The following is a 19,412-nucleotide window of genomic DNA, read 5'->3' on the forward strand; positions in this document are numbered from 1 at the left end:
CCGTACGCCTGCGGGTTACGCTTGTGGCGTGGAAGTCTGCGGGCTGGTGATGGTATTGCCTTCGTGATCGTAGCCGTTCAGACCAGCTCGAGCATCGCGTAATGCGCGCTCTTCACGCTCCAACAGCGGAATCACCGTGGTTTCCACTGAATTCCATGATTGCGGAGCATGCTCGCCGGTATCGTCGTCATCATCATCCGAAGTGCTCGATGCATCAGCTTGCTGAGACGTTGCCTCAAGCGATTCTTGGGAGTCAGCGGATGCTGCGCGATTCGCCTGCTCGCGTTCGTTCATGTCGATGAGCTCTTTGAGCGTAATCGTGGACGCAGAAGCCGGCTTCGGTTCACTTTCCGGTTGCGGCTTGGTGGAACCGGTGGACGTTACCGGTCGGTTCGCAGTCTGATCGTCCTTATCCGCCATAATCTGTGCGGCATGGCGAACAGCGGCAGTAGTGACCTTCGGCGTTACATCCACGCTTCCTGCAGCGACGATATCCGCAGAACCTGTACGATCAGGATCATTCGTATCATCAGATTCCGGAGCGGTAGCAGACTGTGCCGATTGAGCCTTGGACTGTCCAGCATGCTGCGCATCATCATTGAGCAGCGTACCAACCGTAATCGTGGACGGATTATCTCCCGATTTGGCAGCAGCACCGGACTGAGATGCCGTAGTCGCAGTAGAACGGTTAATCACACCCAGTTGGTGAGCGAGACGCTCCACCTGAGCCTTGAACTGAATAATGCGATCATTATCCGCACGATTCAACGCGGAAATGAAATCACCCACCTGCTCCATCTGCAGCCACAGATTAGCGCGCAGCATAATAAGATCATCCAAACGAGATCCCATCATGCGTCCATATGCAGCAAGTACAGCATTGCGATGTGACTCATCAAGCTTGCCGAAAATCCAAGCCAAATCACGGGCCGGATCATTCACCTGCATATCCTGCCAATTCGTGATGGCGGTAATAGTCGATCCAGAGAACAGCAGATCACCGTCTGAGAAACCACCATGCACCGTGCACGTGGCGAATGACCATAGTCCCTCAGTCTCGATGATACGAGCCCAACTATTGGTGATTTCCTGTGGCACATGACCTGCTGCCCGCAAACGCTTAATCCATGCGATAAGTTGTGAGCGAATCTGGCCAGTGGTGAACACCGGGTATTTGGAAGCCTTCAGAAATGCCGTTGGTAGGCGATGAATAGCACCCAGCGCGGTACCTACCGAAGCGCAATCATCCAAAGTCAGCAAATCCAGCGAACGAGCCTGACCATCCAGATGAGAAGCAATCATCACCGTGGTTTCACCGGTCGGGCCAGGCTTCACCGGCTTCTTCGCGGCAGATGCCGGAGAATGATCAAGCGCCTGAGCAGTGGAGCTCGCTCCCGGCTGCGGTACATTACCCGGAGCAAAAGCGATCACACGATCCAAATCGAAGCCAAGACCACCCGGTTCGCGGGCGGCAGACAGCGTCTGAGCTGCCTTCACACGGCGAATCAGACGAGTACGCCCCTCTTTGGTGTCGGTGGCATATACGTCGTACAGTTTGCCGGAGGCATCCTGTATAACCGCCTGGTCAATGCCCTTAGCCTGGTCGGTCGTGCTTTGCTGGGTGCTTTCCCTTACGCCGGCAACGGCCAGATTCGGCAGGACGGCCGAGGTCAATGCCGCCAACATGTAATTGCTTCGTCTCATCACCCTTCCACACTAATACATGCCTTGCGCTTTGAGGGGCGTGGCGCGGGCTCAAAGTTCGTGAATTGGACGTCGATGCGGTAAAACCGGCATCGTGTCACAATGGAGGGCATGGAACAGGCGCAAAAAATCCTCGAAGGCCTTGATGAACGGCAGCGCATGGCCGCCACCACATTGCAAGGTCCAGTGCGAATTATCGCAGGAGCCGGTGCGGGCAAAACACGTACCGTAACCCGCCGTATCGCCTATGCCTGTGCCACAGGAGCATGGAAGCCCGAACGAGCGCTCGCAGTCACCTTTTCAGTAAAAGCCGCTGCAGAAATGCGCGCACGACTCACCCAACTCGGACTTACCGACTCTCGCGGAGGCACAAACACCGGAGTAACCGCTGCCACATTCCACTCCGCAGCATTACACCAGCTCAACAGCGTCTGGGAAGACGTATGCGACGCCCCATTCCCGCACCTTATCGAAGATCAACGAGACGTAGTCTCTCGCGCCATCACACGCGTTACCGCCAACTCGGATATTGACCCGCTCACCGTGCGCGATGTCCTCGCGGAGATCAACTGGGCCAAAGTCTCGCTCATCGCACTCGACGACTACGCCCGCGTGTGCGCTGCGGCACATCATCTGCCTCCAGCAGGCATCGAGCCCTCCCGTTTCACGGATATATATGCCGCCTACGAACAGGAAAAAACCTCGCGAGGTGAAATCGATTTCGACGATATCCTGCTCCTGGTATGCCACATCATGGATGATTTTCCGGAAGCAGCCGCACATATCCGCTCATCCATCGGATGGCTCACGGTGGACGAATATCAGGATATTTCTCCACTGCAGCACCGATTAATGACCCTATGGTTAGGTGGGGGAGCAGCAGACGGGTCAACCATCATGAACCGCAACGTTTGCGTAGTGGGAGACCCAGCGCAGACCATTTACTCATTTGCCGGTGCATCCAGCTGGGATTTACTGCGGTTCGCCGACGAATTCGGCCCTCTCGCCGCAGACATTGACCTGAACACGGACTACCGTTCAACGCCGCAAATCGTATCGCTGGCCAACAAAGTTCTTGCCTCAGCGCCGAATAGGGACGACTATCTCAAACTCGTGTCTGCTCGAGACGCCGGTGCCCGCATCAGCAGAACCGTATACGCAACCGATGCTGAAGAAGCACAAGGAGTGGCTGCTCGCATTCTGCGAATGATTCAGCAAGGCGTCAAGCCATCCGATTGTGCGATTCTGACCCGTATCAACGCGCAACAGCAAGTATTCGCGGCAGCGCTGCGCCAAGCAGGATTGCACTATCGGGTACGCAAAGATTCAGGATGGCAATCGTCAGCGCTCGCTGACGATGCTGCATCCAAAAGAGCGATATTGGAAGCCATGGGCTTGAATGCCAGCGGAACAGCGCTCGCTGACGATCCGGGCGTGACGATCTCCACTATTCATGCGTCGAAAGGTTTGGAATTCGACCATGTGTTTCTTATTGGATGCTCGGAAGGCTTACTGCCGTATGGTGCTCCGGAATCAGGCGACGCTCTGGAGGAAGAGCGACGCCTGATGTATGTGGGTATTACTCGAGCGCAGGATTCGCTGCATTTATCGTTTGCCAAAACCAAAGACGGCTATGGCGCCCAACAGCGTCGCTCTTCTCGATTCCTGTAAAGAGGTTTCGATCAAGAGCGACGCTGGATTAATCACTGGTTGGTGTCAGAATCAGGGTTCTCGTCTGATCCGCCGTTGCCTTCATCAAGCAGTTTGGACAGTTCGGCATCCCAATCAATATCCGAGGATTTACCGTCCGCAGCCGGATGATTAGCCTGGTTACCAGACGTTGCTGCAGAGCCAGCCTGACCGTTTGCGGCAGCTGGCGCATCAGCGGTATCGGAAGGCAATGTTGGCAACAAATCCGGGTGAGACCACTTGGAATCGCGGCTTTCGGGGCCTTCGGCCGCAGTAATCATCTCCCAGAGTCCAGCAGCTTCGCGCATGCGCTTCGGGCGCAGCTGAAGACCGAGCAGACTTTCGAATGTGCGCTCAGCCGGGCCGCCCATAGCGCGTTCGCGGCGCATCATTTCGCGAAGCTGTTCGATATGAGGCAAGTGAGCCATGCCGGCACGCCATACCACGCAATCAACCCAGCCTTCCACCATGGCCAGCAGCGATTCCAATGACGCCAATGCCTCACGCTGCTCAGGAGTATCCGGAATACCGACCTTGGTGAGGTTGACGGCACCGGAAATTGACTCAGGATCCATGGCGGTAGCGTCGCGCAATTGCTCTTCCATAGCATCCAAATCAATGGAAATACCGCGTGCATACTTGCCGATGAGCGCTTCAAATCGCGGCATCAGCCACGGTACTGACGCGTACAGTCGAGCGTGAGCCATCTCTTGCAAAGCAAGGAAGGAAAGAACTTCGGATTCAGGGATTTTCTCTGCAGTATTGAAGTTGGCAAAAGCTTCCTCAAATTCCGCGTCGAGCTTGGCATCCTGTGATTCCGGCTCGCTTGCGTCTGATTTGGCGGAAGTAAAGCCAATGGGATGGTTCGTAGACTGCTCATTGGCATCAGCGGCAGCGCTCGGCCCCTGACCGTTAAGCAGTGCCGCATATTCGGTCGCGTTCTGTGCGATCAGACCGCCTGCTGGATTCTTGAGCAGTGCGATACCCTGATCAAAGCTGCCATGCACTTCATGGCTGAGATTGCCTGCGGCATGACCCAGTTGCATAGCGAATGACGTGTTGCCCAGCAGCTTCATCAACTGCGCAGGATCCTTCATGCCATCGGGGATCGGAATCGGCACAGGACCGGCAAACATGCCTGCAATCTCACCAGTACCATCGCCAAACATGCCGCCGAGCCTTTCGGAAATCACCGAGGCCAGCGCATCATTCATGGATTCCGCTACCGGTGCCGCAAACTTGGCCCACTGATCGATGGTTCCCTCAACCCATGCAGCTCGAGTAAGCACATCAGGTTCGCCGGGGGCGGGATTGAACTCGCATGCGGTATCCAGCCAGAGGTTCGCTTCGCTCATCGCGCGGCGTGCCGCCTCACCGTCCACTGCGGATACGCTGGAATTGGAGCCGGAGGCGTTGGCCTGCTGCAATGCGATTGATTTAGCCAGTTTGACGTTGATTGGCCCCTCTTCAACCGTGCGCTGCATATCAGACATGGTGTTGAGTCCGCCGGCGGTAAAGGCGGCCATCATCTGCTGCACTTCAGTGGGATCTGGCAAACGGCTTGGATCCTGACTCATCAACTGTTCGCGAATCTCCTCTGGCAGCTGGCTGATTTGCTGCCATGCCAACTCACCCTGAACGGGGCCGAAGCACTTGATAAGCCATTCGTGAATCGCGTTGTCGTCCATGCGTGTCCTTCTTTACCGCGTGATGGTTACTCCAAGATTTGGTTACCACAAGTGTATGCTGTGCCCGCGCCGTTCGCCTGAGGCCAAGTGCAAGACGGGCATTGGAGTGGCAAACCTTCGTAGAGTTTTCGCACCTCTGCATACACTATTGGCTATGTTCGTGGATATCTTTGCACGTTGCGCACGCATCAAACACTATGTGGTGTCTCGCTCTCCGAAATATTTTGCCGGAGCGGTGGCCGTGATTATTGCCATTGTGGTGCTGCTATTGCCGAGCGCGTATGTCATCGAAATGCCGGGGCCCACCCAAGATGTATTAGGGAAGGTCGATGGCGAGGATGTTATCGCCATTTCCGGCTCGCAGGTGCGCACGTATCAGGACTCCGGCAAACTGTTGCTGGTTACGGTCAGCGCTTCCGGCGTGCCCGGGTATCCCATCGTCAACGCGCAGGCAGTGTGGGCTTGGGCCAATCCACACATGGAAATCATGCCGCGCGAAGCAGTGGTACCGGTCGGGCAGACGGCTGACGAATACCAGAACAAGGTGGATAAGGATATGTCTGGCTCGCAAAACAAGGCAAGCGCGGTCGGCCTGCAATATGTGAAGGACCATGCCAGCGAGCTGGGCGTCGATGCCAGCACAGTGCAGGACGCTCATATCACCATGCACGTGGATAAGATTGGTGGCCCATCGGCCGGCATGATGTATACCTTGGGATTAATCGACAAACTGACTGCAACCAACGAAAGCGGTGGCCAAACCATTGCGGGCACCGGCACGATTAACGCCAAAGGTAAGGTCGGCAAAATCGGTGGCATTCGATTGAAAATGCTTGGTGCAAAGCGCGATGGCGCCACTTGGTTTTTAGCTCCTGCCGACAATTGCAGTGAGGTTGTAGGGCATGTGCCTCAGGGCTTGCGCGATGTGAAAGTCTCCACGCTGGACGACGCGTATCAGGCGTTGGTCGCCATAGGGAAAGGGCAGGGCGATCAGTTGCCTCATTGTGCCGCATAAGCCGCATACCAGTAGCTCTTCGAGCGCTTGCGCAAGAACAAAAACGACGTCAACTTATCGCGTTGATGGTCAAACAGCGAGATTTTTTACGCGAGTTAACGTGATTGTTCGCCAAGACTTGCTAATGTGGCCTCTGTGAATCAAACGGCATCACAGAACGCTGAAGAATTTGGGTTTGAGCCTGGCGACATCGTCCAGGAATGGCTCTGGGACGACGACGTGGATGATTCTATCCGCGCCAAAATCGAGGAGCTCACGGGCGAAGAGCTCGTGGATGAGGATTACAACTCCGCTGTAGACGGTGTCATTCTGTGGTGGCGCGATGGCGATGATGAAGATGAGCTGTCCGACACCATCGTTGACGCATGCGGAGTGTTGGATGACGATGCGCCACTGTGGGTGTTGACTCCGAAGCCCGGACGCCCAGGTGCCGCCAGCTCCTCCACCGTGCAGTCCGCCGCACAGACCGCAGGCATGAACGCCGCCACTCCGCTGACTGTCAGCAAGGACTGGAATGGCATTCGTCTGCGCGCTTTCGGCAAGGGCCGCTGATTAGTCGCTGATTGGTAAGTAGTCCACATAGCCTACAGTCGGTCTGCGGCACGCCCGAAAACGGGAAGTTGACAGACTGGGTCTGGTATGCGCTATTGTGGACACTCGCGGGCAATTAGCTCAGTTGGTTAGAGCGCCACCTTTACACGGTGGATGTCGGGGGTTCGAGTCCCTCATTGCCCACAGTTTCATGTTCTATGCTGTGCTTCTGCACTGATTTGCATAGAGCTTTTCTTCTCGCATTTTCGCGTTATGCCACATTATGTTTCCGGTTAAAAACTGTGAAATTCTGTTTCGTTCCCCGGCTGAGTCGTAACACTCACGTAGAGTGGTGAGCAGAGTGTTTTATCCAGCAGGAGGTTGATCAGCCGATGGCGAAGGAACTTCGTGAAGGGGACGGCAAGGCCGGAATCGCACGCGCAGGTAAGCGCAAGTTGGGATATGATACCGCGCAGGTGGATGCGTTTCTGGAGCGTGCCCATGCCCTGTACGACAGCGAGGGCATCAACCTTACCCAGCAGGATATCCAGTCCGTTTCATTTGATTTGGCTAAAGACGGTTATGTGATCAGTCAAGTTGATGCTGCGCTGAACCGTTTGGAACGCGCAGTAGTGGATAAGCAGACCGCTTGGGAGATTGCACAGCAGGGTCGTGTGGCCTGGAAGGCCCAGACCGAGAAGTTGTACCAGGAGATTGCCTCCCACGTGGAGCGTGCTCCTCGCCAGCGTTTCAAGCCAGGCGAACCTAAGCATCCGTCCTATGACAGGAAGCAAGTGGATCGCATTGCCGATCAGGTGGTCGACAAGGCTGCTGCCGCTCTTGGCATGGATGGTGTGACGCAGGACGATGTGCGTGGACTGGCTGATCTGAATGCCTCATCCGTTAACAATGTCATCTTCACTCAGCGCAAGGGCAAGAAGGGATACGACGAACGTCAGGTCGATTACTTCCTCAATATTTGCGTCCAACTGCTGAGCCGATTAGAATCATACGCTCGCGTTGGCGATTACGTTTCCAATACCTCAGCTGCTTCCGATCAGGAAAGCGAAGCAGCGACTGTTGCTGCAACCCCAGCTAAGGATGCAGTCTCTCCGCTGATTTCCGCAGAGGCACAGCGCACTGCTACCGCAGCAGCGCCGACTGTAGCTGCTGTAGCCGCAGGGGAGTCCTTCGACGCGTTGCGCAAGGCTGAGCAGAATCTGTTCCCGGCTGCAGCAACATCCCCGGTTATGGTGACCCCGAGCGCTCCTGCTGTAAGCCCTGCTCCTGTGGCATATACTCCGGCTGCCACGGCTGCAGCACCTGCTGTACAGCCGCAGCCTGCTACCGCTTCTGTTGCTCCTGTTGCAACACCGCAGCCGGCACCTACTGCCGCCGCTCCCTCTACCCCGCAGGCAGCAGCTCAGCCATTGCCGTCCTTCCGCCCTGCAGGCCGCCCTGTTTCCACGGCTGCTGAACCGACCATACCGGTCACCACGCTTGGTATTGCACCGAGTACATCAAGCACGCCAAGCGCTCCGAGCACGCCGAGCGTAAACAAGGCAGCAGTACCGCAGCCGGCAGCAACTCCAGCTCCCGGTTACAGCAGCACTGTAAGCAATGACTCTTCGAGTTCCTCGCTGGCAGCATTGGCCCACATGGCTGAAATCTCTCAGGAGATGCCGGCCGTCGGTACGTCATCATTCACTCCGAAGATGCCAAGCTTGGATACCCCGAGTGCTTTGAAGCTCAACGAGACTCCGTCTCCAGTGCACAGTGCTGATATGCCGGCTTCCTTTGCTCCGGCAACTCAGCCAGCTCATACGCATGCTGATGCTGCTAGCGCTGCTTCCACTCCGGCAGCCGATGATAATGCTTCCACTCAGGTCCAGCCTGTACAGCAGCCGGCCGATACCACCAAGGATGCCGACAAGAGCGAGGACAAGGAATCGATTCCGGACACGGTCTTCCCGATGATGCCTTCGTTCGACAGCGATTTCAACATCTCCATCCCGGATCTACAATTCCCCACGCTCAACGATGACAACACAAAGAAGGAACAGTGAGCGAAGTTTCTAATCGCAGCGTTGTTATTCTTGGATCCACCGGATCCATTGGCACTCAAGGCCTTGACGTTATTCAGCGTCATCCTGAACGCTTTACGGTCACTGGATTGGCTGCAGGCGGATCGCATATTGATCTTCTTGCCCAGCAGGCAGCCCAGTTCCATGTGCAGCATGTGGCCGTGTATGACGCATCCAAGGTCAAGGATCTTGAGGCAGCTCTGATTCAGGTCGGTGCCGAGCATACACAAGTCAGTGGTGGTCCGGATGCAGTGATTGCCATCGCTGCTTCAGGCGCCGACGTAGTGCTTAACGGTATCACCGGATCCATTGGTCTGGAGCCTTCCATCGCAGCGCTTCAGGCAGGCTCGCAACTGGCATTGGCCAATAAGGAATCTGTGGTTGCTGGCGGCCATTTGCTGTTCAGCTCGCAAGTGCGTGCCAACCAGATCAATCCGGTTGATTCCGAGCACTCTGCCATCTGGCAGTCGTTGCGCTCCGGCACTCACGCTGAAGTCGCCAAGCTGATTGTCACCGCATCAGGCGGTCCATTCCGCGGTTGGAAGCGTGCCGATATGGAGCACATTACTCCTGAACAGGCGTTGCACCACCCCACGTGGAATATGGGTCCTGTAGTAACCATCAATTCCTCGACATTAATGAACAAGGGACTTGAGGTTATTGAGGCATCCCGCCTGTTCGATATTCCACCGGAACGTATTGATGTAACCGTGCACCCGCAATCCATCGTTCATTCCATGGTCGAGTTTGTGGACGGTGCCACCATCAGTCAGGCATCGCCACCGGATATGCGTCTGCCGATTGCCTTGGGCCTGTCCGCTCCTGACCGCATGGATAATGTGGCTGCCGCCTGCGATTGGACGAAGGCTGCCACATGGACATTCGAACCATTGGACAACGAGGCATTTCCCGCTGTGCAGTTGGCTCGCCATTGCCTTACTGCATCCGAAAAGCATACGGCGGTGTTGAACGCTGCCAACGAACAGGCAGTGCATGCTTTCTTGGAGCATCGCCTGCCATACCTTGGCATTGTGGACACGGTGAAGGCTGTGCTGGATGACATGGATGCTGAGCTTCGAGGCAACCCGTTGTTCACCAACGTGGAGGAAATGAATCAACTGGAGCTTGAAGCGCGTCGCCGTGCCGATGACCTGATAGACAAGTAAGGCACCTTTTCGGCTCCCTTAATCAGGGGAGCCGGCTCGCGAAGTGAGATGAAGGGGTAGAAAGGCAAAAGCGTGAACACCGTCGACAAACCATTCCGCAAAACCGGCGACCCGGTGGAATTAACCAGTGAATCTCCACTGCATCCGCGTCGTAAGTCTCGCCGTATTATGGTCGGACCGGTGCCGGTAGGTGGGGGAGCCCCCATCTCTGTGCAGTCCATGACCAACACGCTTACTGCTAATGTGCCAGCAACGCTGCAGCAGATCGCAGAGCTCACCGCAGCAGGGTGCGATATCGTACGTGTGGCTGTGCCCAGCCAGGATGATGCCGATGCCTTGCCGGAGATTTGCCGCAAATCCCCGATTCCAGTGATTGCAGACATTCATTTCCAGTCCAAATACGTGTTCCAAGCCATTGATGCTGGTTGTGCAGCAGTGCGCGTGAACCCGGGCAATATTCGCAAATTCGACGAAGTTGGCCCCTCGATTTGCAAGGCCGCTACCGATGCAGGCATCAGCCTGCGTATTGGTGTGAACGCCGGCTCACTGGATAAGGAACTGTACGCCAAGTATGGCGGTCCGACTCCTGAAGCATTGGTGGCTTCCGCACTGAAGGAAGCACACATGTTTGAAGATGTTGGCTTCCACGATTTCAAGATTTCAGTGAAGCACCACGATGTGATTACGATGGTGGAAACCTACCGTCTGCTCGCATCCAAGGGAGACTGGCCGCTGCATCTTGGCGTTACCGAAGCTGGCCCAGCATGGCAAGGCACTATTAAATCCTGCTTGGCGTTTGGCGCATTGCTGGCTGAAGGTATCGGCGATACGATTCGTGTTTCCCTCTCCGCTCCTCCTGTAGAAGAAGTCAAGGTCGGTTGCAAGCTGCTGGAATACATGGGATTGCGGCCGCGCAAGTTCGATATCATCTCCTGCCCGAGTTGCGGCCGCGCCCAAGTGGATGTTATTCAGCTCGCCTCCGCCGTGACTGAAGGTCTGAAGGATATTACCGCGCCGATTCGCGTGGCGGTTATGGGTTGCATCGTCAACGGGCCTGGTGAAGCCCGCGAGGCTGATCTTGGTGTGGCCTCCGGCAACGGCAAAGGTCAGATTTTCATTAAGGGCAAGGTTATTAAGACTGTGCCGGAAGATCAGATTGTTGAGACGTTGCTTTCCATCGCCAATGATATTGCTGCACAAATGGAAGCGGATGGTCAAGTGCCGGCTAATGCTACCGGTCCGGTAGTAGTGCCTATCCAACATCCTGGTCACTGATTTCCTGGATTTCTTGCCAATCGGCAGATAACGGTGCGCCTGTGGGCTGAATGCGAACATTCAGTTCACAGGCGTTTTTTGCGCGTACAATAATTCGAGTGTTGGATCAGGAACAGCAGCGTTTGGATCAACCATGGACTCGCAGCCATCGGTTGATGGTAAGCCTGCCTATTTTCATCATCCTGATTGGTGTGCTGGTCGCCATTTCAAACCTCACTACAGTGCCGTGGAATATCGAGCCCACCGGCCAATCGATGGCCACGCTCGCCAGCGATACCTCAGTAACATTCGATAATCCAACCGGCGAACAATTGCCTGCTCAAGGCAGTTATGAGGTTTCCGAGCGATACATCACATTGAACATTGCTCGAGATGGTTCTCTCAGCCACAAACAAGGCGTCCGAAACAAGGCCACTGCTGATGGCGTGCAGGCCATTAAAGTACTGATTCGCGAGCCGAAAAATGCTAGCGGATCGCGCCCGGCAGTAGTGTTTATGCATGGTGCTGGATACGGTACCTGTGACAATTCGTTTGGCGATGTCGCATCAGATCTTGCTTCGGCCGGCTTTGTTACGGCGGTGCTCGATAAGCCAGTGTGGAACACTACGGATATCAGTCGTGATTATCCAGCGTCCGCCAAAGCCTATGATCAGGTTATTCGATATTTACGCGGGCTGAGCAATGTGAATGCTCAACAGGTTGGCATCTACGCCACTTCGGAATCAACTTGGATTTCCTCATATCTGCTGCAAGACGATTCTGATATCGCTTTCCAAATACTGTTAAGCCCAATGGTATTCAGTCCAAGACAATCATTGGGATTCTTCGTCACCCAAGATTTCACATTGGTCGGTGCCAATGATGGATACCAGTCCATTGTGCAGCGACTGTTCAGCGTTGATGCAGCATTGTTCGGATTAACGAATTTCGATATTCAAACGTTGACTCCTCGCGCGTACGCAGTGCCCACCTATGTGGCATACGGGTCAAAAGATGTGATGACCGCGCAAGTGGAAGGCGTGCGTGCGATTCTCTACAACGCGCATAAGGCGAACAACTGGAACGTGACTGTACGGAGTTACCCGGTGGCCAATCATGTGCTGCGCTTGGGCGATGAAGCCGAGGAAGGCACTCCGTTTGCGGACGCGTACGTGGACGATGTTATCGATTGGGCAGTAGGCACAACTTCAGGTTTGACTCAGACCAGCGAACGCGTGGCCGGCACGAATCTGTACCAGTCCATTGGGCTGCCGGGAGCGTTGAAAGCGCGCCGAACGGGCACGGTATACGGTGTGATTATTCACGCAACGATGGTGCTGATGCTGATTGCTTCGGTTGTGATGGCTGTGGTGGCGTTATGCCGCAAGATAATCGCTGATGTCCGCTGGCGTCGGCGTAAATATCAGGCCGTGAGACGAGGCAAACCTGCTCCTCCTAAACCGGTGATTTTGGGCTTCTCTCACGGGTTCGGCAATGCTCTGCTTACCTTGACGCTGTCTACGCTTGCCGCATTGTTTATTTTCGTGGCTGGACTCGGTCAAGTGGTGATGGGCGTGGTCAAACTGGCTTGGGGCGGCGCCCCTACGGAAACACCAGGCGTCATGTATTGGAGCTGGCCGGTTATTCAAGTGGTGTCCATCGTGGTGGTATGGGCGTGGTCTCGTGTGTTCATGCGACTGATTGAAGTGGCTTGGCATCGCGGATTGATTCAGCTTCCGCCGCGTAAGGATGCGGTCAAAAACATCATTACCGGGCAGGAACCTGTATTGGCTTCCACCAGATTCGGTCGTATCCTGTTTTGGCTGGTAACGTTCACCATGCTCTACGTACTGCTGTTCTTCGCTTTCTGGGGTCTGTTTATTTACTAATCATTGATACACTGGACGATGAGAAGAGCGTTCAATCGAATCGTCGCATAACAATGTGGTTATGCATGAGGTGATTCGCATGAGGGAAAGAAGACTCCCATGTCATCCCCGAATTCCAATACAACTGGATCTGAATCGTCTGGCACTGCCGCCGGCAATCATCCAAAAACCGCTACCGCATCGCAACTCTGGCCGATATGCCGTCTCGTGCTCACCATTGCGATTGCTCTCATCGTAGTGATCAGTTTGGCGTTTCCGTTTGGGGCGCGTATATATGCTGAACAATCAATTCCTGATGCTTCGATGTTCAATACGCAGCAGATTACCGCGGTTCCCAAGGGCACCAAGAAAATCAACGGTATGGGTACCAGGCCTTTGCCATTGTTGAATGATGCCGCAACGAAGTCAGTGAAAGACAAGAACGCTCAGGCCGTGGATGATGCCGGCAGAACAGTGTTCGGCGATACATGGGAAACCTTGGTCAGTGGTGCTAATACACACAGTTCAGGTATGTTCCTTCACTCCACCAATAGTGTCATTCAATCGCAGATAGCCAATATGCTGCAAACAATGGATTCCAGCAAGGCTGACGATGTAGTCAATCTGATGGGTCTCTTGGCATCATTTGGTGATGTTCGTGCTGTTACCACGAGCTCATCGAATTCTGAATTCAGCGACTGGCCTGGTTATGGATCAGGCAATGCGGATTATCTCGTCATTGCGTTGGCTCTGGCGTATGAGGCTCCGCGGGTATTCAACACTTGCGATATGCAATTGCAATCCGCCAAAATGTTGGATTTGTTCGCGCCCTCGAACGGGTCGGATATTATCAGCGCTTACGATAATGCCATCGCCTTATGCAAGGATGATGCCACACCTGCAGTGGCCAAAATCCAATACATGATGTCCATGTCGGAAACGTATTGCTCCGAAGAGCATACGGTCGGGTATGACGCTTTGGTCAATAACAGGCAATGGGATGATATCGACGATCAGCTGAGCACGGTAATGAAACATAACACAGTGCCTGCGGCATATGCAGTGGCTGGAGACGTGTATACGGCTGTTGCCGATATGGTCAGTCCGCAAGGCTATGGAACATTTTTCGTTCAATACCTGCGCAAGAATGCCATTGCCGCATATGAGAACGCGCATAAGCTATCCACGCTCCCGCAGATAGCAAGTTCCCTGGCTATCGCCTATGCCAATGCCGGAGAATATGAGCAGGCGGTCACGCTGCTTGATGATAATGATGCGGCACAGGAGATACGTACTACGCGCAGTACCTATGCTGACGCGCTGGCACATATCGGCAAGTTCGATTTGGCGGCGAAAGCGCAAGCGCAATACATGTCCACATACGGCAAAGAGCAAGACACCGCCGTGAAAACTGAGCTGACCAAGGCAATGGGACTAACGGTCACATACTCAGACAATGTGCGTGAGGTTGCGCTTTCCCCGAACTGTGGTGCTCCTGTTGTCGTGCAGGATTTCACGTACATTCCTGAATACCGTTCCCTCAGTGATGTGACATTGAACTCTGAGGAGACCGATGCGGTAGAAGCACGATTCCAGCCAGCCAAGAACCAGTATGGCAGTACAGTTGCTGAACTGATGGATGCGCCACGTGCCTACATCATCTATTTAGTACTTGCTGGTGAATACGATACCGCTAAGCAATACTGCCCAGGCGGGGAGTACTACGTCAGCAGGCTGTGTTTAGTGGCATATAGCGGCAACAATACGGCTCCTGAAGGACCATTCGGTGATTCCACCATCGCACTAGTGGATATGATGCAAAATCTATGGCGGTATTACGGTCAGCGCGATAAAGCCAAGGAGACACTGGAGCAATCCACAAGCGTTTCGGCGCCAATGCTCAATGATCGCCTAGGTGAGATTCTGTTCCTTGATGAAGACTATGCAGCCGCCGCAAAGCAGTTTGAACAGGTTTCAGAAGGCTACCAATCATATTGCTATGGCTACAGTGGCTCGGCCACCGACCCGGCATGGGCCAAGTTGCGCCAAGCAACAGCACTGCGCATGGCCGGCAATGTGGCCGATGCTCGCGTTGCGGCGGCAGATGTTGAGTCATTGATTGGCGTTTGCCCTGCAACCTCGGTCAACAGCGGATTCTCCACGAATTACGATCCCGCAGCAAATGAGCGGACAGCAGAGCTGGCATATGCTAAGCAGGAGCAAGCCCAGAACTATTACGACCAGAAGCAGTATGATGAGGCGTTCGATCTTGCCACGCAAGCTGTTCCGTTACGTGACGCCTCCGATGCTGATTCCGAGAAAAAGGCGGTGCGAGGCGCAGCGGAACAGCTGGCGTCCGTATCGGCGTTCGCAGCCGGTCATTATCAGGCTGCGGAAGTTTGGGCCACCAAAGCCTTGGCCTATGATCCCAAGAGCCCGTTGTATCAGGAGGCGCTCGCTGACGCCAAGCGTGCTTTGGCGGAAGAATCGGATTCTTCGTCGAATGAATCGGGTGATGCTTCGGATACCGCTTCGTCCGAATCTTCCGATACCAGTGCCGGTGCTAGCGAACAGAACGATGACCAATCCTCGCAAAAGCAGTCCATATCCAATACTGACGAGTTGATGGAGAACTATCGCGACGCCTTGCAAGCCAACAACTCACTGTTCTCTTCATGGAACAATCTTGGTGTGCTGCAAGCACGGCAAAACGATATTGACACAGCCATCAATTCCTTCGAGAGAGCTGTGGCCGCCAAACCGGATTACGCGTTGGGTTGGTTCAATCTGGGCGTGGCGGAATCCATGCATGCGAATCCTGTGTCATTCCTGCGCTCGCAAGGCGCTTTCGGCAAGGCGGGCAGTCTTGACGCGGAATTGAAGAACGCCGATAGGGAATTCGTGTTCGACGATAATACCTACAGTTCGAATATCGATGTGTCTAAAGCCATTCCGAACAATCTTCAACTGGCTGAGAACCTACGTTCTGCTCCGCGCATGCTGACAGCGAGCTTGGGATTGTTGGTGATTGGCCGCATCATCATCGCTCTTGCCGGAGATTGGGTCACCGGCAAGGTCAGTGAGGATGTGACACCTTTGCTGGATAAGATCCGCAAACGCATCGTAGCGCTGCTACGCCCACTTGGCAGAACACGTGCGGCGAACGTGGCAGCAGATTCTGCGTCACAATCCAGTGCCTCAATTGCCGCAAGAATCATCAGCGGTCCATTACTGACCATGGTGGTATCGTTCGTATCCTTGGTCTGGATTAGTGGAGCTTCTTCAATTGCCGAATATGTATTAGCTGGCGTGATTTCGTTGACCCTGCTCATACTGCCGGCGATCAGCGCGGCATGGATCGGCAAGAATCGCAGCCAAATCGATCATCACCGTTCCTTCTGGCCGGCTTCCGTGATTACTGTGATACTCACACCGTTCCAGTTAGGCTTCGCACCGCCCTCACCGATTGACGCATCGGTTGATGGCAAGGAAATAGCCTGCCGGAAAGGACGTTGGGGCATGGGCGTGCTCGGAGTAGTGACCATCGCCATGTGCGTGGCAGCCATCGTTACTTCCGTGCCGATGATTCGCATGGCCTCCGCAACCGCATTGGTGGTAATCGGCTCGGCGCTGACACCGGTCGATCCTTTGGACGGTGCGCAGATCGATTTGCCGAAGTGGTTGGATTGGCTCATTACCGTAGTGATGACAGTCATTACCATCATTACCGCCATGAATATCCTCTGACGTATTGATTACAATCTCATTCACTATCATGAATGATGTTGCATGAACGGAGGATGAGATGGCGTTATACCGAGATGAGGGCGTAGTCTTGCGCACTGCAAAACTCGGTGAAGCCGATCGCATCATCACCATTCTGACGCGTGATCACGGCAAGATTCGTGCGGTAGCCAAAGGCGTGCGCCGAACAAAGTCTCGGTTCGGCGCACGCCTCGAACCCTTTATGCGAGCTGATCTGCTGATTGCAGAAGGCCGAACGCTCGACAATGTTTCCCAAGCGGAATCCATAGCCGCCTATGGAGCATCAATCGCGGTTGATTATCAGGCGTATGAGGCTGCGAATGTCATTGTGGAAACCATTGACAAACTTGCCAATACTGAGCATGAATGCGTTCCTGCACAATACCGATTGCTTATCGGTGCATTGAATGCGTTGGCCAAACGCGCTCACCAGCCTCGTGCTATTAGCGGTTCATACGTGATGCGCGCAATGTCGCTAGCGGGTTGGACTCCGCGGCTTGCCGCATGCGTTGTATGTGGCAAGACTGAATGCGCGTATCTTTCCATCGCTGCAGGTGGTGTGATGTGCGAAGCTGACCATACGACTGATGCTCGCCGTATTGCACCTCGAGCATTACAGGAATTCCAAGCCTTGATTCAAGGTGACTGGTCCGTGCTTGATACGCAGCCGCTTCAGCGTGTCACGCAAGAGTTGGTTGAAGATTGGGCGGAGTATTACCTCGAACGGCCGATTCGTTCGCTGCGCTTGATAGATTCATGAGTATGGCTTTTGAGAACGTTGATTACACGTCATTGGACATTCCCGCTGCACCGTTCAGCGACCCATCTCGCATCCCCGATTTCCCTAAGGGCAAGGTGCCTCGCCATGTGGGCGTAATCATGGATGGCAATGGCCGTTGGGCCAAACAGCGTGGCATGATTCGCACGAATGGTCATCAGGCTGCAGAACCTGTGGTGTTCGATACCATCGCCGGCGCCATCGAAGCAGGTGTACGCTATTTGAGCTTGTACACGTTCTCCACTGAAAATTGGAAGCGATCGCCTCAAGAGGTTCGCTTCCTGATGGGCTTCTCCCGTGAAATCATTCATCGTCGTGTCGCGCAGATGGACGAATGGGGCGTGCGCGTGCGCTGGTCGGGTCGCCGCCCGAAGCTCTGGAAGTCTGTGATTGATGAGCTGGAAACAGCAATGGAACGCACGAAGAATAACAAGGTCATCGACGTGGTGTTCTGCATCAACTACGGTGGTCGTGCGGAGATTGCCGATGCATGCGCGGCGATTGCGCGTGAGGTTCGTGACGGCAAGATTTCTGGCGATCGTGTAACCGAAAAGATGATTGCCGATCATCTTTACAATCCGGATATTCCGGATTGCGATTTGGTAATTCGTACCTCCGGCGAGCAGCGCACCTCGAACTTCCTGCCATGGGAAGCCGCCTACGCCGAACTCGATTTCGTTCCAGAACTCTTCCCTGATTGTGGCCGTGAAGTCCTCTGGCGTGCCATCGATGACTACATCCACCGTGATCGTCGATTTGGCGGCGTGAAAAAGTGAACAGCCTAGTAGGCTGTTCACTCACGCCGCCGAGCTGGGCGCGATAGCGCCCGGTGAGGTGATGCTGAGCCTGCCGAAGGCAGTCAGTAATTGCTGGAGGCGTGAAAAAGCAGCGTTTGGTCGGTGGATGGTGGGATGCATGTTGTTCGACACACTCAAGGCCGTTCGGCCTCGCTCCGGCGTGTGCTCGCAGAGCTTAGCACACGCCTCCGCTGCTTACGGTCGAACAACATGCATCCCACCATCCACCTCTCCGATTGTTATTGATCCAGGTCTTCGTCTTTGCCGTTGCCGAGTGTGAGCCATTCGACTAGGGAAATAACACCGAGCAAAATTGCGGTTTCTGCAATAACCACTACCGTGGCGGAGAAGATTAATGGCGTGCGGAATGAGTTGAAGGCGGCTTGTAGCCAGATGCCCAGGCCGTTCATTGCGCCCAAGTATTCGGCAGTGGCTGCGGTGCCGAAGATGTATGCTGCGGAGATGCGGATACCGCCGAAAATCTGACGTGCGGCCACGCGTAGCTTGACATGCAACAGTGTCCACGCGCGCGTGGCTCCGCAAGTCAAGGCCACATCCTCGTAGAAGCCAGGTACTGCGTGTAATCCGCGTGCGGTTTGTACGGCAATAGGGAACACGCCAAAGATGGCCACAATCACGATTTTGCCTAATGGTTCAAAGCCGAACCAGATCATGAATAATGGTGCCACCGTAATTAACGGTATGGTTTGGGCTGCGGCCAGCAGTGGATAGAACGCACGATACATGGTTTTGGACACATAGAGTCCAATGCCAATGAGGATTCCTGCCACAATCGCAATGCCGAAACCGGTCAGGCCTTCATACGTGGTGATTGCCGCAGCTGTCATCAAATCAGGCCAAGTATCAATCATCGAGGCCACGATTTGCGTGGGGGAGGCGAGCACGCGTTCAGAAATATGCCCGGCTTGAACCGCAATCTCCCAGATAATCAGCAGCCCGCCAATGGTGATTGCTGGCGGTGCGATGCGCGCAATCCAAGATTTCAGTGGTTTCATAACGATGAATTCCAGTCTTGTTCGTAAAACTCAAACGGCTCCCCAATACAAAAAGGG

At 54.6% G+C, this 19,412-nt stretch carries 13 protein-coding genes and 1 tRNA gene; 11 read left to right on the plus strand and 3 right to left on the minus strand.

All coding sequences use genetic code 11. The features are described from left to right. Positions 1 to 15: 15 nt before the first annotated feature. On the minus strand, positions 16 to 1,704 hold the full coding sequence (locus tag AC1AY0_RS07465) for a phosphotransferase (protein WP_476523634.1): 1,689 nt from the start codon (positions 1,702 to 1,704) through the stop codon (positions 16 to 18). A gap of 111 nt (positions 1,705 to 1,815) precedes the next feature. Here AC1AY0_RS07465 and AC1AY0_RS07470 point away from each other — a divergent pair, with 111 nt between their 5' ends. Continuing rightward, a complete protein-coding gene (locus tag AC1AY0_RS07470) occupies positions 1,816 to 3,375 on the plus strand; it encodes an ATP-dependent helicase (RefSeq protein ID WP_476523632.1) in 1,560 nt (519 codons plus the stop codon). A 32-nt stretch (positions 3,376 to 3,407) separates the two neighbouring features. Here the strand turns inward: AC1AY0_RS07470 and AC1AY0_RS07475 are convergent, their stop codons facing one another. Beyond that, on the minus strand, positions 3,408 to 5,081 hold the full coding sequence (locus AC1AY0_RS07475; RefSeq protein WP_476523631.1) for a zinc-dependent metalloprotease: 1,674 nt from the start codon (positions 5,079 to 5,081) through the stop codon (positions 3,408 to 3,410). Between the two features lie 154 nt (positions 5,082 to 5,235). Between AC1AY0_RS07475 and AC1AY0_RS07480 the strand changes: the two genes are divergently transcribed. The 10 genes from AC1AY0_RS07480 to AC1AY0_RS07525 all read left to right on the plus strand — a co-directional run bounded on the left by AC1AY0_RS07480 (position 5,236) and on the right by AC1AY0_RS07525 (position 18,318). After that, positions 5,236 to 6,096 carry a YlbL family protein gene (locus AC1AY0_RS07480; protein WP_476523822.1) on the plus strand — a complete coding sequence of 287 codons (861 nt, stop codon included), beginning with the start codon at positions 5,236 to 5,238 and terminating at the stop codon, positions 6,094 to 6,096. Between the two features lie 126 nt (positions 6,097 to 6,222). Then, the gene (locus AC1AY0_RS07485) at positions 6,223 to 6,648 is read left to right on the plus strand and encodes a DUF3052 domain-containing protein (protein ID WP_476523629.1); all 426 of its coding nucleotides are present in this window, start codon (positions 6,223 to 6,225) and stop codon (positions 6,646 to 6,648) included. A 109-nt stretch (positions 6,649 to 6,757) separates the two neighbouring features. Beyond that, positions 6,758 to 6,831, plus strand: a tRNA-Val gene (locus AC1AY0_RS07490). Positions 6,832 to 7,019: 188 nt separating this feature from the next. Further along, positions 7,020 to 8,693, plus strand: a complete 1,674-nt coding sequence (locus AC1AY0_RS07495; RefSeq protein WP_476523627.1) for a DivIVA domain-containing protein — start codon at positions 7,020 to 7,022, stop codon at positions 8,691 to 8,693. After that, positions 8,690 to 9,877: a 1-deoxy-D-xylulose-5-phosphate reductoisomerase gene (dxr, locus tag AC1AY0_RS07500; protein WP_476523626.1), complete on the plus strand. Its 1,188-nt coding sequence runs from the start codon at positions 8,690 to 8,692 to the stop codon at positions 9,875 to 9,877. The genes AC1AY0_RS07495 and dxr overlap by 4 nt, the downstream gene beginning before the upstream one ends. Before the next feature lie 72 nt (positions 9,878 to 9,949). Then, positions 9,950 to 11,152: a flavodoxin-dependent (E)-4-hydroxy-3-methylbut-2-enyl-diphosphate synthase gene (gene ispG / locus AC1AY0_RS07505; RefSeq protein WP_476523625.1), complete on the plus strand. Its 1,203-nt coding sequence runs from the start codon at positions 9,950 to 9,952 to the stop codon at positions 11,150 to 11,152. Between the two features lie 155 nt (positions 11,153 to 11,307). Further along, on the plus strand, positions 11,308 to 13,020 hold the full coding sequence (locus AC1AY0_RS07510; RefSeq protein ID WP_476523820.1) for an alpha/beta hydrolase family protein: 1,713 nt from the start codon (positions 11,308 to 11,310) through the stop codon (positions 13,018 to 13,020). Between the two features lie 99 nt (positions 13,021 to 13,119). After that, positions 13,120 to 16,746, plus strand: a complete 3,627-nt coding sequence (locus AC1AY0_RS07515; RefSeq protein WP_476523624.1) for a tetratricopeptide repeat protein — start codon at positions 13,120 to 13,122, stop codon at positions 16,744 to 16,746. 58 nt (positions 16,747 to 16,804) lie between these two features. After that, positions 16,805 to 17,524, plus strand: coding sequence for a DNA repair protein RecO (gene recO, locus AC1AY0_RS07520; RefSeq protein ID WP_476523623.1), 720 nt, complete (start codon positions 16,805 to 16,807; stop codon positions 17,522 to 17,524). A gap of 2 nt (positions 17,525 to 17,526) precedes the next feature. Next, on the plus strand, positions 17,527 to 18,318 hold the full coding sequence (locus AC1AY0_RS07525; protein ID WP_476523621.1) for an isoprenyl transferase: 792 nt from the start codon (positions 17,527 to 17,529) through the stop codon (positions 18,316 to 18,318). Positions 18,319 to 18,578: 260 nt separating this feature from the next. Here the strand turns inward: AC1AY0_RS07525 and AC1AY0_RS07530 are convergent, their stop codons facing one another. Beyond that, positions 18,579 to 19,355, minus strand: a complete 777-nt coding sequence (locus tag AC1AY0_RS07530; RefSeq protein ID WP_476523619.1) for an ABC transporter permease — start codon at positions 19,353 to 19,355, stop codon at positions 18,579 to 18,581. Positions 19,356 to 19,412: the final 57 nt, after the last annotated feature.

It is taken from the genome of Bifidobacterium sp. LH_416 (assembly GCF_056357055.1).

Excerpts from the sequence above, each read along its gene's own strand:
- AC1AY0_RS07465 (WP_476523634.1), bottom strand. The coding sequence starts at position 1,704 with ATGAGACGAAGCAATTACATGTTGGCGGCATTGACCTCGGCCGTCCTG.
- AC1AY0_RS07470 (WP_476523632.1), top strand. The coding sequence starts at position 1,816 with ATGGAACAGGCGCAAAAAATCCTCGAAGGCCTTGATGAACGGCAGCGC.
- AC1AY0_RS07475 (WP_476523631.1), bottom strand. The coding sequence starts at position 5,081 with ATGGACGACAACGCGATTCACGAATGGCTTATCAAGTGCTTCGGCCCC.
- AC1AY0_RS07480 (WP_476523822.1), top strand. The coding sequence starts at position 5,236 with ATGTTCGTGGATATCTTTGCACGTTGCGCACGCATCAAACACTATGTG.
- AC1AY0_RS07495 (WP_476523627.1), top strand. The coding sequence starts at position 7,020 with ATGGCGAAGGAACTTCGTGAAGGGGACGGCAAGGCCGGAATCGCACGC.
- AC1AY0_RS07510 (WP_476523820.1), top strand. The coding sequence starts at position 11,308 with ATGGTAAGCCTGCCTATTTTCATCATCCTGATTGGTGTGCTGGTCGCC.
- AC1AY0_RS07515 (WP_476523624.1), top strand. The coding sequence starts at position 13,120 with ATGTCATCCCCGAATTCCAATACAACTGGATCTGAATCGTCTGGCACT.
- recO (WP_476523623.1), top strand. The coding sequence starts at position 16,805 with ATGGCGTTATACCGAGATGAGGGCGTAGTCTTGCGCACTGCAAAACTC.
- AC1AY0_RS07525 (WP_476523621.1), top strand. The coding sequence starts at position 17,527 with ATGGCTTTTGAGAACGTTGATTACACGTCATTGGACATTCCCGCTGCA.
- AC1AY0_RS07530 (WP_476523619.1), bottom strand. The coding sequence starts at position 19,355 with ATGAAACCACTGAAATCTTGGATTGCGCGCATCGCACCGCCAGCAATC.